We start from the raw sequence: 14584 nt of genomic DNA on the forward strand, positions 1-14584 counted from the left end.
TAATACAATCTTCATTATGAAAGTTCAAAACTCCATCTTTTAACCATATATGATTACCAAAACCCTCCGAAAACTCGGAGGGTTTTGCTTAGCCCTGTGATGGATCAGTAACCTCACTTGTAGCTACGAAATATTCACAACACCTCTTCAATACTAAGCTTTATCAACATTGAAATATTGAGCCTGAGGGTGAGCAAATACCATAGCTGACACGGAGGCTTCAGGCTCCATCATGAACCCTTCGGTCAACTGAATCCCAATCTCTTCTGGTTTCATTAATTCGAATAACGGCGCCTGGTATTCTAGATCAGGACAAGCTGGATATCCATAGGATACCCGTATCCCTTGATAACGTGCTCCATGACGCTGTTTCATCGTCATTTCCTGCGGATCAGGGAATCCCCAAGTATCACGCATCATATGATGTACTCGTTCCGCTGTAGCTTCCGCTAATTCAAGAGCAACAGATTGGAGTGCATGGGAATACAGGTAATCTCCTCTTACTTTTGCCTGTTCTGATAACTCACGTATACCTTGACCCGCCGTTACAATTAAGAAGCCAACGTAATCCATGACCCCACTATCTACAGATTTCAAGAAGTCGGACAAACATAGATGCGGTTCAACCCGTTGTCTAGGGAAGTTAAACGTCTTAAGTACTTTAGAGTGATCAAGCGGATCGTAAATAAGAATATCGTTGCCAGACGACTGTGCTGGGAAGAATCTGTACATGATCTGCGTTTGGATAATACCATCCGTTACGGCTTCTAGCAAAATTTGATCGACAGTTTCTTTCAATTGGACTGCCTTGGGATCACCTGCTGCAAGCAACTGCTCGACAGATCCACGAAGTCCCAAATGGTGTCCTAACAACATCTGCCAATTGATGTACGGAATGATATGACCAATCGGATAGTTACGAAGCACATGCCGTTCCAAATCCGGCGGAGTGTAGACCGGCGCATCCGTCGATATCTTGGAAGACACAGCCCGCGTTAATTCTGGTAGCGGCTCAGCAACAGCAACTTGTACATCAGCTTCTTTTTCTGCTTCCATTTCTAGACGCATTTGCTCTCGACTGCTAGGATCCATCAGCTTGTTCGCCAAATCGAGTCCATCCATCGCATCCTTCGCATATACGACCATTCCGTTATACTCTGGACGAATTCGTGTCTTCGTGAACTTCCGCGTCAATGCCGCACCACCGACCATAATCGGTACATCAATTCCGGCATTACGTAAATCCTGAGCGGTTGATACCATTTGTTGCGCTGATTTCACCAAGAGGCCAGACAAACCGATCGCATCCGCTTTCTCCTCACGATAAGCTTCAATAATGCGCTCCGGTGGTACTTTTATACCCAAATTCACGATTTGGTAACCGTTATTGGACAGAATGATCTCTACGAGGTTCTTTCCGATGTCATGAACATCACCTTTAACGGTAGCAAGTAGAATTTTCCCCTTTACAGAAGACTCGTTCTTCTCCATAAAAGGCTCCAAATAGGAAACGGATGCTTTCATCACTTCCGCGCTCTGTAGCACTTCTGCCACAATCAACTCATTCTTATTAAATAAGCGACCTACTTCAGACATCCCCGCCATCAGCGGGCCGTTAATGACCTCTAACGCACTGTACTTCTGCAATGCTTCATCCAAATCCGGAATAAGTCCCTCTTTGGTTCCTTCCACTACATAAGATCCAAGCCGCTCTTCGAGCGACATATTAACGACTTTCTCCTTTTTCTCCACTTTCTTATTACGGAAAGCTGCTACAAAAGCAGCAAGTGTGTCGTCATTCGTGTTATAAATTAGTTCCTCAGCGAGGCGGCGATCTTGTTCAGAAATAGACGCATACCGCTCCACCTTTTCTGTGTTGACGATAGCATAATCTAGACCTGCTTTTGTACATTCATACAAAAAGACAGAGTTAAGCACTTCACGACCCGCCTCCGGAAGTCCAAAGGATACATTACTAATCCCGAGCACCGTGTGACAAGCAGGTAGCGCCTCTTTGATCATGCGAATTCCTTCAATCGTCTCTTTGGCAGATCCGATATATTGCTCATCCCCAGTACCAACTGGGAATACAAGCGGGTCAAATATAATATCTTCCGCGTTCAAACCATACTTGTTCACCAGTAAATCGTGAGAACGTTTGGCAACGGCCAACTTATCTTCACGAGTGATGGCTTGTCCGCTTTCATCGATAGTACCCACGACGATAGCAGCACCATACTTATGGATTAGTGGTGTCACGACCTCAAACTTATCTTCCCCATCCTCAAGGTTAATAGAGTTAATAATCGTTTTACCCTGGCAATATTTCAATGCAAGATCCAGTACTTTGGGATCGGTAGTATCGATCATGAGCGGAACTTTTACTTTTTTAACAACCAGCTCCAAGAAAGCTACAATATCCTCTGTTTCATCTCGATCTGGATCTTGTACGCAGACATCGATAACTTGTGCACCACTCTTGACTTGAGCGCGGGCAATTTCCGATGCCTCCTCATACTTACCTTCAACAATGAGTCGTTTGAATTTACGAGAACCAAGAACATTTGTTCGCTCCCCAATCATATAGGGACGATTGTCATGTTCAACATAGATCGGCTCAATTCCGGATAAAGCAGGAGGATGATGCCCATCAATCGGTCTTGGTTTATATTCACTCATCACCTTAGCTAATGCTGCAATGTGGTCAGGCGTTGTTCCACAGCATCCTCCCGCTATATTTAGCCAACCTTGCTCGGCAAATGCGGAGAGCTTAAGCGCTAATGAATCCGGGGATTCATGATAATGTCCGTTCTCATCCGGTAATCCTGCATTAGGATAACAACTTACACCGGTCTTCGCCATTTCAGACAAAGTTCGAATATGATCTCTCATAAACTCAGGTCCAGTTGCACAGTTGAGCCCAAATGATACAGGCTTTAGGTGTTCAAGCGAGATATAGAAGGCTTCTATATTCTGACCTGCTAACGTTGTTCCCATCGGTTCGATCGTCCCTGAGATCATTAGCGGCAGTTTCTTACCTGTTATTTCAAAAGCACGTGCGATTCCGATACTTCCCGCTTTAACATTTAGCGTATCTTGCGAAGTTTCCAACATCAACACGTCTACACCAGCTTCAATCAACGCGATAACTTGTTCCTCATAACTAGCGACTAGTTCATCAAACGTAACCCCACCAGTAACAGACAAAGTTTTCGTCGTCGGACCGAGTGCCCCAACTACGTATCTAGGGTGTTCTGGAGTGCTATATTTTTCTACAGCGGCAATAGCAAGTTTAGCAGCAGCAAGATTGATTTCACGCGCCTTGTCTTGAATATCATACTCTGCAAGGACAACCGAAGCTGCTCCAAACGTATTTGTTTCAATTAAATCGGCTCCAGCCTCCAGGTACTTCTCATGTATCTCCTGGATGACATCAGGACGGGTAAGTACCAACATTTCATTACAACCGTCCAACTCTTCACCGCCGAAATCAGCAGGAGATAAATCTACTTGTTGGATCATGGTTCCCATTGCACCATCAAGGATCAATATTCGTTCTTTCATTCTAGATTCCAAGCTTGGTTTACTCATGATCTATCCCCTCCCGTAAAACATTAACTTTTAGTTTATCAGAATGTTGCGTTTTAGAAAAGGGATAATAACAATTCATTTCCTTTCCAATCCCTCTCCACGCTTGGATCAGCCCCTTTAAATTAGATGTCGACAACCAAGGTACCTATCAGATATAATGCAATCAAACCTTTTCGAAAGCGGGGTAATCCCATGGCTCAAATAAGAATAAGAAATACGAACGAAATCATCGCAGGAGAAGAGAAAGTTCGTGAATTCCTGAATCAATATGAAGTTATTTATGAACATTGGGATACGAATAAACTGCCTCAAGAGTTAGCAGATAATTTCTCGCTTTCCGATGATCAAAAGTCCGCCATTCTAAATATCTTTCAATCCGAGATTCAAGAACTCGCCTCACGCCGTGGTTACCGTACCTGGGATGTGATTACTTTATCCGAAGCCACTCCAAACATTGAAGAGCTATTGGCGAAATTCGAACAGATTCATACGCATACAGAAGATGAAATTCGTGTAATCGTGGCAGGTGCAGGTACATTTATTATCAAAGGTACTCCGGACACGGGATACTTTGATGTAAACCTGGAGCCAGGTGACCTAATATCCGTACCGGAAAATACACCCCATTTCTTTACGCTAACTGATGAACGTAAAGTCATAGCTGTTCGCCTCTTCGTAGAGGAGAACGGATGGATTGCGCATCCATATGAGGATCATAGTTTCCAAAAATCATAATTTATCATTCGCAATTCAAAATCGATTTATAACAAAAGAGCTGCTCCCCTTCCACTTTGCGGATGGGAGCAGCTCTTTATGTTAAGTTGAGTTGAACCTTAGTTTCTATTTCACCGTAAATTCTGTCATAGGCATGGAATGCTGATCTCGTGCGGTCACATGAGAAATCACATGATAGGTTCCAGACTCAAGGAATGTTTCCCCTAGTTTATAAAGGCCCTGCCCCTCACTCGTTACAGTAACCTTCTTGTGCTTGGCGTCATCGTCGCCTTCCTTCCAATACTCAAATATGACCTCTTTAGCATCATCCACATTTTTACCATCATAAGTTACCTTAGCTTCAAATGTAACGGGATCACCCTTGCTTATATCACTCGGACTAACAAGAAGCTCTACTAGAATGGGTTGTAGATCATTCACCTCTTCATGCATACTGTGATTCTGAGCATCTTTTTTACTACAACCAACTACAAGAATCAGAGTAATAGCTAATGAAAGTATGGACCAACCTTTTCTATTCACGTGACTTCCCCCTTCCCAACAACATTTATGATCAATCAATTTACTTATTAAGAATTAGGCCTTCGAAGCAATAATGTCGTGAAGCTCCGACAAATGCGTAATTTCGTAATCCGGAATGATTCCTTCACTCCGCGGTCTGTCTTCCCGGTTAATCCAAACGGCAGTCATTCCTACACTAAGTGAACCCTTAATATCCGTTGTTAATTTATCCCCAACCATCATTCCTTCTTCAGGTTTAACCCCAAGCAGATCTAGTGCGTGATGGAATATCGATGAATCAGGTTTTCCTTTGCCATATGTACCGGAAATAATAATCTCATCAAAATAAGGAGCTAATTCCGGTACTCCGTCAATCTTCTCCTGCTGTAGTGCAGGACAACCATTTGTGAGCAACAACAGTTTAAAATTTCTTTCTTTTAACTCATTAAGTATTTTGAAAGTCTCCTCATAAACATGCGGACGTGAACGTCTCTCTTGTGCAAATTGCTCCGCAAGACTTGTCGCAAACACTTCATCATCAACACCAACTGCAAGCAGTCCACGTCGCCACGATTCTGTGCGGTATGCAGGTGCTAATTGCTCCAATTTACGAAATTCGGGTTGCTCCCCCGCCGTGAAGTTAGCCCAAAGTCCCTCAAAAGGGTTGATCCCAATCATTTTCGTAAAAGAAATGGTATCGTAGGATTCATAAAGCGTTCTCGCTTCATTCCGTACTGCTTCTTGCAGTTCGACCGGATCAACACCTTTAACTTCCTGTGCCTTATTACAGGTTGCTTCAAAAGCTTCACTTACACTTCGTCCATCCCAGAGCAACGTATCATCCAGATCAAAACATACCGCTTTAATTGTCATCGTAGCCGTCCTCTCTCCTTTAGACTCATTGGTCCGCATTGGGAACTTTAAGGCTCCCTATTTCTTTTCTATTGTAATGTGATGCGTATTACCATATTGTTCAAGCTTAGGCGCCATAGCTTCCGTGTCAAAACGGTTCCGCATCCGATAGAATACCCATTTTGATTGTCTACCTTTAGGTTCAATTACAATCTTGCCACGGCTTAGAATGATTTTGTTGATATTACTTGCATCGAGATACTTGTCACGGTTAAAAGTTGACGTGTATATCTTGCTCTTGTCGATACGTAGATAAGGCTTTCTTAAGAAGATTATTACGGCAAGCAGCAAATACAACCCGATTGTTAACCAAAAAAGTGTTGAGTTTTCTTCTGCAGCTGGACTTAGTAAACCCACAGATCCATACATTATCGCCAAAATGCTAAGTAGCACAGGCAAGATGATCTTACGTCCTTTAAAAATATCACCTTCACCTTTTGGTCCTATCGTATACTTTGAATTGGAGTTTCCTACGGGTCCTTTCATAATTGGACTTTTACCCTGTTTCTTCAGCTTAACCATGTTACGCTCTACTTTTCTGTCAAATGAACCCATTCATGTTCCTCCTAAAAGTTTTGTTAGCATTACTTCAGTGATTATAGTTCGTACAAAACTTGCTTCGTAAGCATTAACCTAAGTTTTGTTAGCATTACTTCAGTGATTATAGTTCGTACAAAACTTGCTTCGTAAGCATTAACCTAAGTTTTGTTAGCATTACTTCAGTGATTATAGTTCGTACAAAACTTGCTTCGTAAGCATTAACCTAAGTTTTGTTAGCATTACTTCACTAATTACTTGCAAAAGTAAAACCGGTCCTTTCGACCGGTCTTTATTTATCCACCACTTCGATAGTATCGAGTTGTTGGCGAAAATTTCTTCTAATGTTCTTCAGATACTCTTCTCGAAGCTGCGCTCTCTCCGTCTGCTCTTCTTCCGTTAGCCCTGTTTCCTTATTCTTGTGGGCTAATTCGTTAATTCGCTTAACCAATGCATCTATGTCCATAAGTCCCTCCCGCTGTCATTTACTATGCATTTCATGGCAACAGAGCAAGCATTAACTGTATTGCAACTGCGTTCATGTAAGGCATTCATTTCTTACTTTGACATGAGTAAAAGAGCTTGTCAAGGCGATCCCGCAACAGTGCGGATATCCACATTAAACCAAGCTCAGCATTTATTATATGAAGGAATAGAAATTCCATTAGTTAATCCTTAATTCAGTCATCTATAGACTTAATTATTATTTCGGCGGAAGAATAAGAACATCTCCAGATTGTATCGAACTCACTGTCAATCCATTGTAATCTTTAATATGTTCAACATAGTCACGTGTATCCTTACCCTTCGGTTTATGAGCTACTGCGATTTCCCATAGTGTATCACCTGATTTCACAACAACCGTCTCTAGGTCCGCGAAAGAATTACCTTCATTAGAAGAAGCAAATGCGGAGACCATTCCAGTACAAGTTATAGTCAATAAAATAATTACTGTCATAATTCTGGTTAATCCCTTGCGTATACTTATCGCTTGCAATCCTCTGAACTTGGAACCACCCAAAGAAGGTTTATTATGAATACTCTGATATGTACTGTACTTTAACATTTCCCATCACTCCAAACATGCGTTCTTATTTATGAATTAACTATAACACGAACGTTTGTTTGATTCAATACTTTTTTAGAACAATTGTTCCCCTTATTGATTTTACTATGTTATATAGAAGTTTCTTAGATTTAGAACTCATGTTTGTGCGAACGGAAGTTCTATGTTATAATTTTTCCAAACGTTACTAGATGGGGTTGATATGTTATGTCGAAGGTATCCAGCCGTCAGCAAGCAATTCTTGAATTTATACGCAACGAAGTCCGCATGAAGGGTTATCCTCCTTCTGTTAGAGAGATCGGCGAAGCTGTTGGTCTTGCTTCTAGCTCAACGGTGCATGGTCACTTGGACAGGCTAGAGAAGAAAGGCCTCATTCGCCGCGACCCTACTAAGCCACGGGCTATAGAGCTGCTAGGGCAAGAGAACTCAGATCATCTGGGACTGTTCGCTCATTCCGTAGCTAGAGTTCCCGTCATTGGTAAGGTGACTGCAGGTGTGCCGATCACGGCAACTGAGAACATAGAAGATTATTTCCCACTTCCCCAACACTATTCTGGAGATGGCGAAGTTTTCATGCTCTCCGTCATGGGAGATAGTATGATCGAAGCCGGGATCCATAATGGAGACTATGTGATCGTTAGACAGCAACAAACTGCCAACAATGGAGACATCGTCGTGGCCATGACCGAAGAGGACGAAGCAACTGTTAAGACGTTCTACAAGGAGAAGGATCATATACGTTTACAACCAGAGAACTCTACCATGGAGCCAATACGCTTGAAACATGTAAGTATTCTCGGCAAAGTAGTTGGTCTGTTCCGCGATTTGCACTAATTTATACTTAAATAAAAAGCTATCCCATAAGTAGTTAACTCTACGAATGAGATAGCTTTTCATTTCCTCTATTGATATCCTATATCGCAGGCATTACATTACCACCTGTTACGGGTATGTAAGCACCGGTAATAAAACTAGCTAAGTCTGAAGCGAGGAATGCTACAGCATTGGCGATATCCTGATCCTCTCCCCTACGTTTCAGCGGAACTCCTTGTTTATAACCTTCATCAGCTCCCAATTCGGCCGAACGTTCTTTTTCACTGATCGTCCATCCTGGTGCCACCTGATTGACCGTGATCTGATACTCTCCGACCTCTTTGGCCAGCACCCTATATACTCCGTCCATCCCTCTTTTACCAGCAACATAGGCTGATTGTGTAGCAAAATTCTGCATAGAACATTCGGTATTGATGCCAATAAATCGACCTACTCGTTTCAATTGCATCGCTGGAATAAATGCCTTTGCCAGAAACACACTTTGCATAACGCATGATTCAAACTGACTTTTATAATCCTCAGGAGACTGCTCAAGAATGGTAGTCCAAGTATATTGTACAACCGCATTAGCAACGACAATATCTACCTCGCCAAGTTCTGCATAAATTGAATCCTTCATTTCGAGGATTGAAGCTTCATTTGTTATGTCAGCCTGTACAATAGTCGCAGTTCCACCCCAAGCCTGAATTTCTTCAAGCAATTGCTGAGCCTTAGGTTTGTTGCTATGATAATGAATTGCCACTTTTGCCCCACACTGAGCTAGTGTACGTGCCATCACACGACCTAACTCTCCGGTAGCCCCCGTTACAAGCGCTGTTTTTCCATGTAGATCAATGTTCATCCTACCATTTCCCCCTCTCTTAATTCCTTCTACTATTCTAACAGGCTTATATCTGATTCGCTATGAAGTGTCTAGCCATGCTCTAATATTAAAAAAATTACCCTCACATCGCTGTAAGGGTAATGCTAAAACTAGTATCCCAACTTAAAAATCAGAGGTGGTGATTTGGATGTCACCGAATGCTGCGCCAAAACTAGCAAGAAGAGCTGCTACTAGTAATAGATTAACAGTTTGCGTGAGACTGGATGCCGCAGGGATGGTATAAGTGATAACCGGAGCATTAACACGAGTCAATACAAGATCAATTGGCGCTGGACCAAAATTATTAACAATTACCGTAGCGTTACTTCCACCTCTTAGATCTTCATAATAGGATTTACCGATAAAAGGTCCGATATCGAAGAATTGTTGCGGTAATAGTATCGCCATTTCTTTCACCTCCCTTACTCTTTCATTGTGTATTCTATGCTTCAATTCTATGAATGCATCGCCTATTGTCGCCGTAGAATAGCATATTTTAAGAGATTTATATAAATGAGGGTCCTCACCCTACTTTTTTAGTAATAAAAAAAGGAATCCCTTTAAGGATTCCAGTAAGGCTTATATAAGAGGCATCAATGATACCCAATCTGCTTAGTAAAACGATAATCGTATTATGATTTAGTCAAATGAAATTTATTTAATCCTCTGAGTCGATAGGTATAGCTTGAGTACCAAATATTTAGTTTCAAAACCAGAATTAGTGCATAACCTTCAATCGATGATGATAATGAAACATTGTAACGGAACTCAGCGACCTTATTCGTGGTATACTCGGCTTTTCTGGATTTTAACGGAACCTACAGACGTTAATTCATCATATTTATGTACTAGAGCATCATTTGGAATAAATAAGGGCTATCAGTTCCGTTAGAAATTATTTCGACCCTCAAAACTCAAAATAAGGGTTGCTAGTTCCGTTAGAGTGATGTAAAAATTCGTCAAGCACTGATTGTGTGGTTGAGCCATTATTTATGGGTATCTTGTGGGCATCTCACGGACAACCACATATACACGAAAAAATATGACAGTCCACAAAACAAAAAAATCCCCATACGCAAAAGCGTAAGGGGATTTTCGATTCTAGTACAATGACATATATTGATCGCGTTCCCAAGCGTGAACTTGTGTACGGTACATGTCCCATTCGATTTCTTTCAATTCATAGAAGTGAGTTAATGCATGATCACCTAGCGCTTCGCAAATGATCTCACTACGAAGCAACTCGTTCAATGCTTCTTTCAAATCCGATGGCAAGCTAGGAATTCCTTCCTCAACCCGTTCTTCTTCGGACATAACATAAATATTACGGTCAATTGGATCTACCAACGGAATTTCTTTTTTGATTCCGTCAAGACCTGCTTTAAGCATAACAGCCAAAGCTAGATAAGGATTAGCTGCAGGATCCGGGTTACGAACCTCTACGCGAGTGCTAAGACCACGGGAAGCCGGGATACGAATCATTGGGCTACGGTTACTAGAAGACCAAGCAACATAACAAGGTGCTTCATAACCAGGTACGAGACGTTTGTATGAGTTAACTGTTGGGTTAGTGATTGCTGCAAATGCACGAGCATGTTTCATAATACCGGCCATATAGTAACGTGCTTCAGCGCTCAGACCCAATTTATCGTTCTCATCACAGAATATGTTCTCGCTCCCTTTGAATAGCGATTGGTTACAGTGCATACCTGAACCATTAACACCAAACAATGGTTTTGCCATGAATGTAGCATGCAAACCGTGACTCCGAGCGAGTGTTTTAACTACCAATTTAAATGTTTGAATTTGGTCTGCTGCTTTGAGCGCATTAGCATATTTAAAGTCAATCTCATGTTGTCCTGGAGCTACTTCATGATGAGAAGCTTCGATTTCAAAGCCCATCTCTTCCAGAGTCAACACGATTTCACGACGACAGTTCTCACCAAGATCTGTTGGCGCAAGGTCAAAGTAACCACCTTGGTCATTTAGTTCAGTTGTTGGATTGCCCTTCTCATCCGTTTTGAACAAGAAGAATTCTGGTTCAGGACCCACATTCATTGAAGTGTAGCCCATTTCTTCCGCTTCTTTCAAAGCACGTTTCAGAATGTAACGTGGGTCTCCTTCAAATGGAGTTCCATCTGGCATATAAACATCGCAAATCAAACGAGCAACGCGATCTTCTGTAACCCAAGGGAAGATAACCCATGTATCAAGATCAGGGAATAAGTACATGTCAGACTCTTCAATACGAACATATCCTTCAATGGAAGAACCATCAAACATCATTTTGTTATCTAACGCTTTTGGCAATTGACTTACTGGAATTTCTACATTTTTAATAGTTCCCAACAAATCCGTAAATTGCAAACGGATAAATCGAACGTTTTCCTCTTTTGCAATGCGCAGAATATCCTCTTTTGAATAACTCACTATAACATCTCCCAACAATATTTATATTTTGAAAAAGCGAGATAATTCCCCCTGGATCAGCGAAACCTGACCCGGTCTTTTTCCTGTTACCAACTCTTGCTTCAGCATACGGTACAGCTGCGAATCAGACATTTCCTTACGTTTCACTTCAATGTCCTTTGAAATAACCGTAGCTTCTTGTGATTCTTTAGATATCGGATTCATTACCTGTTTGATTCCTGCGATGTTAACGCCCTTGTCAATCAAACTCTTAATTTCAAGCAAACGTTCAACATCGATAAAAGAAAACAAACGCTGGTTGCCCGACGTTCGGGCCGGTATGATCAATTCATGTTGTTCATAATAACGAATCTGCCTCGCCGTTAAATCGGTGAGTTTCATTACGATACCGATCGGAAAAAGTGCCATATTTCTGCGTATTTCGTCACTCATCGCTATCAACCTTCCACTTGAAGTTCATGTTTTTATTCTATGTCAACTATCCTGACATGTCAACACTTGTGTGAGAATAACTCACAAAAGATTTCGCTCTTTCATCGTCTGCAATGCAGTCAATAGACCAAATTTGACGTGAGAGTATGTTAACCCGCCTTGCATATAAGCGATATAAGGTTCCCTAATCGGGGCGTCAGCTGATAACTCCAAACTTCCACCTTGAATAAACGTGCCCGCTGCCATAATCACGGGATTCTCGTAGCCTGGCATATCCCAAGGTTCTGGCAAAACATGTCCATCTACCGCTGCCGCTCGTTGAATTCCCTGTACAAAAGCGATCAATTGCTCAGAACCATTAAAAGCAATAGCCTGAATGAGGTCTGTTCGCTTCTCTTCCCAACTTGGTCTACTAACAAAACCTGCTCGCTCAAACAGTGCTGCCGCTAGCACACTTCCTTTAATAGCTTGTCCAACAATAGTAGGTGCTAGAAATAATCCCTGAAAAATTCCTCTTGTGGTGCCCAACATTGCGCCGACTTCTCCACCAATACCCGGAGCCGTCAAACGATAAGAAGTCAGTTCTACCAAATCAGCACGACCGCAAATATAACCACCCGTCTCTGCCAAGCCGCCGCCTGGATTTTTAATCAAAGATCCAGCGATTAGATCGGCACCTACTTGAGTTGGTTCTTGTTCTTCTGTAAATTCACCATAACAATTATCTACAAATACTATACAATTTGGATTCAGAGCCTTAACTCTCGCGACCATCTCACCGATCTGACTTACCGAGAAGGAATCTCTCCAATCGTACCCTCTCGAACGCTGAATGCCGATCACCTTGGTACGATCATTCATCTTCGACGTTACTGTATCCCAATCTACTGAACCATCAGCTAGCAACGCCGCTTCATCATAATGGATGCCAAAATCTTGCAACGAACCTGTCCCATCTTCCGGTGCACCGATCACTTTATGTAAAGTGTCATACGGCCGCCCGGTAATATAGAGCAAACCGTCACCTGGACGCAATACACCAAATAATGCCGTAGCAATCGTGTGTGTGCCAGACGCAAAATGCGGACGTACAAGCGCTGCCTCGCTACCGAATACATCAGCATATACGAGGTCCAACACTTCACGTCCGCGATCATTGTACGCATAACCTGTTGAATTAGCAAAATGAAAATCACTAACTTTATGTTTTTGAAACGCTTCGATTACTTTCCATTGATTAAGATCGACAATTCTATCGATTTCACGAAACCGCGGCTGTACCTGTAATTCAGCTGCTTCCATCCAACCCATGATTTCTTCACTAAATATTGCCATAATCCTTTACTCTCCCTTTGCTGTATACAACGCTATGTTTTGCTCATTGTTACATTCTAATTTTATTCCCCAAAAGGGGTCAATACATATCCATATTTGTCAAAGTCGACTTCATTCACCACAACTTCATAGATCATATCGTTATCATCCAACTGTTGCTTCACCACATTCCCAATACGATAGAGTGCAGCAGTAAGATCTCCCCGCTCAGCAGGAATGCGAAACATACGAGTACCACCCGACAACTGCTTCTGTACTGCAACCGAAACCCTATTCAGATCATCAGGATCAAAGGCGCTGATCTTTAAATAACCATCACCAGAGGGAAGCATCTCTAATCGCTCAGGTTCGCAGAGGTCCTTCTTATTAAAAAGTACGATCTGAGGCTTACCTTCTACTCCCAGGTCATGCAGAATGGCCTCCACAACGGCCATCTGCTCATCTCGCATGGAAGAAGCTACATCAACAATATGCAAAATAAGATCAGCTTCGCCTGCTTCCTCTAAGGTAGCACGGAACGCAGCAACAAGATCATGAGGTAAGTTCTGAATAAATCCCACCGTATCCGTCAGGACAACTTCCTTACCATTCGCAAGCTCCCATATCCGTGTTGTTGGGTCAAGTGTAGCAAACAACTGGTTCTCAACGTATACATCTGCCGCCGTAAGGGCGTTGAGTAACGTTGATTTACCCGCATTCGTGTAACCTACCAGTGCGATCTGCACAACACCAGTTTCCTTTCGACGCGCCCGATGTAGTTTACGATGACGGGTCACCTCGGACAATTGTCTCTTCAATTCAGCAATTCGACGACGAATGTGCCGGCGGTCCGTCTCAAGTTTACTCTCTCCTGGGCCCCGCGTTCCAATTCCTCCACCGAGTCGAGATAAGTTAACTCCCTGCCCAGATAGACGTGGTAACAAATAAGTTAGCTGAGCGAGTTCCACCTGAATGATTCCCTCACGAGTTTTGGCACGCTGGGCAAAAATATCAAGAATCAGTTGCGTCCGATCAATGATTTTTACATCGAGCTGCTGTTCCAAATTACGGACCTGAGCACCCGACAATTCCTGATCGAATATCGCCGTATTGGCTCCCTTTTCTTCAATGATCGTGCGCAACTCCTTAACCTTACCTTTACCAATAAACCATCTGAAATCAGGCTTATCTTTGTTCTGAACCATGATCTCTGCTACTTCCACCCCTGCGGTCTCGGCTAATTGCACTAATTCATCTAGAGAATAAGAAGGATCTATTCCGCTGCGTTTCACTTCTAACGTAACCAAACTAACAAGTACAGCTACGTCGGGGATATTTTGCTTCGTCTCATGTAGGGAATTAGACACAAA

General features: G+C 42.4%; 14 protein-coding genes. 2 read left to right on the forward strand and 12 right to left on the reverse strand.

Translation table 11 applies throughout. From position 1 onward, the window contains the following. Positions 1 to 153: 153 nt before the first annotated feature. Positions 154 to 3591, reverse strand: a complete 3438-nt coding sequence (gene metH, locus EJP82_RS03060) for a methionine synthase (RefSeq protein WP_127190554.1) — start codon at positions 3589 to 3591, stop codon at positions 154 to 156. A gap of 192 nt (positions 3592 to 3783) precedes the next feature. On the opposite strand from metH, the gene EJP82_RS03065 reads away from it, so the two are divergent. Continuing rightward, the gene (locus EJP82_RS03065; RefSeq protein WP_127190555.1) at positions 3784 to 4326 is read left to right on the forward strand and encodes a cupin domain-containing protein; all 543 of its coding nucleotides are present in this window, start codon (positions 3784 to 3786) and stop codon (positions 4324 to 4326) included. 105 nt (positions 4327 to 4431) lie between these two features. Here EJP82_RS03065 and EJP82_RS03070 read toward each other — a convergent pair whose 3' ends face one another. The 5 genes from EJP82_RS03070 to EJP82_RS03090 all read right to left on the reverse strand — a co-directional run bounded on the left by EJP82_RS03070 (position 4432) and on the right by EJP82_RS03090 (position 7342). Then, positions 4432 to 4848, reverse strand: coding sequence for a FixH family protein (locus EJP82_RS03070; protein WP_246053958.1), 417 nt, complete (start codon positions 4846 to 4848; stop codon positions 4432 to 4434). Positions 4849 to 4902: 54 nt separating this feature from the next. Continuing rightward, positions 4903 to 5700 (reverse strand): HAD family hydrolase, encoded by a 798-nt coding sequence (locus tag EJP82_RS03075; RefSeq protein ID WP_127190556.1) that lies wholly within the window; start codon positions 5698 to 5700, stop codon positions 4903 to 4905. Between the two features lie 57 nt (positions 5701 to 5757). Then, positions 5758 to 6294: a hypothetical protein gene (locus EJP82_RS03080; protein WP_127190557.1), complete on the reverse strand. Its 537-nt coding sequence runs from the start codon at positions 6292 to 6294 to the stop codon at positions 5758 to 5760. 274 nt (positions 6295 to 6568) lie between these two features. After that, positions 6569 to 6742 (reverse strand): DUF896 domain-containing protein, encoded by a 174-nt coding sequence (locus EJP82_RS03085; RefSeq protein ID WP_127190558.1) that lies wholly within the window; start codon positions 6740 to 6742, stop codon positions 6569 to 6571. 237 nt (positions 6743 to 6979) lie between these two features. Further along, on the reverse strand, positions 6980 to 7342 hold the full coding sequence (locus EJP82_RS03090; protein ID WP_127190559.1) for a LysM peptidoglycan-binding domain-containing protein: 363 nt from the start codon (positions 7340 to 7342) through the stop codon (positions 6980 to 6982). A 207-nt stretch (positions 7343 to 7549) separates the two neighbouring features. On the opposite strand from EJP82_RS03090, the gene lexA reads away from it, so the two are divergent. Continuing rightward, on the forward strand, positions 7550 to 8176 hold the full coding sequence (gene lexA, locus EJP82_RS03095; protein WP_127190560.1) for a transcriptional repressor LexA: 627 nt from the start codon (positions 7550 to 7552) through the stop codon (positions 8174 to 8176). 79 nt (positions 8177 to 8255) lie between these two features. Here lexA and EJP82_RS03100 read toward each other — a convergent pair whose 3' ends face one another. From EJP82_RS03100 to hflX, 6 genes are all read right to left on the reverse strand, one after another. After that, on the reverse strand, positions 8256 to 9017 hold the full coding sequence (locus EJP82_RS03100; protein WP_127190561.1) for an SDR family NAD(P)-dependent oxidoreductase: 762 nt from the start codon (positions 9015 to 9017) through the stop codon (positions 8256 to 8258). A gap of 144 nt (positions 9018 to 9161) precedes the next feature. Then, entirely contained in the window at positions 9162 to 9446 is a 285-nt protein-coding gene (locus EJP82_RS03105) for a hypothetical protein (protein WP_127190562.1), read from the reverse strand. A 693-nt stretch (positions 9447 to 10139) separates the two neighbouring features. After that, entirely contained in the window at positions 10140 to 11468 is a 1329-nt protein-coding gene (gene glnA, locus EJP82_RS03110) for a type I glutamate--ammonia ligase (RefSeq protein ID WP_127190563.1), read from the reverse strand. A gap of 21 nt (positions 11469 to 11489) precedes the next feature. Then, the gene (locus tag EJP82_RS03115; protein ID WP_127190564.1) at positions 11490 to 11900 is read right to left on the reverse strand and encodes a MerR family transcriptional regulator; all 411 of its coding nucleotides are present in this window, start codon (positions 11898 to 11900) and stop codon (positions 11490 to 11492) included. A gap of 81 nt (positions 11901 to 11981) precedes the next feature. Continuing rightward, the gene (locus EJP82_RS03120) at positions 11982 to 13235 is read right to left on the reverse strand and encodes a methionine gamma-lyase family protein (protein WP_127190565.1); all 1254 of its coding nucleotides are present in this window, start codon (positions 13233 to 13235) and stop codon (positions 11982 to 11984) included. 62 nt (positions 13236 to 13297) lie between these two features. After that, positions 13298 to 14581 (reverse strand): GTPase HflX, encoded by a 1284-nt coding sequence (gene hflX, locus EJP82_RS03125; protein ID WP_127190566.1) that lies wholly within the window; start codon positions 14579 to 14581, stop codon positions 13298 to 13300. Positions 14582 to 14584 lie beyond the last annotated feature (3 nt).

This window comes from Paenibacillus anaericanus (assembly GCF_003994475.1).
Lineage (GTDB): Bacteria > Bacillota > Bacilli > Paenibacillales > Paenibacillaceae > Fontibacillus > Fontibacillus anaericanus.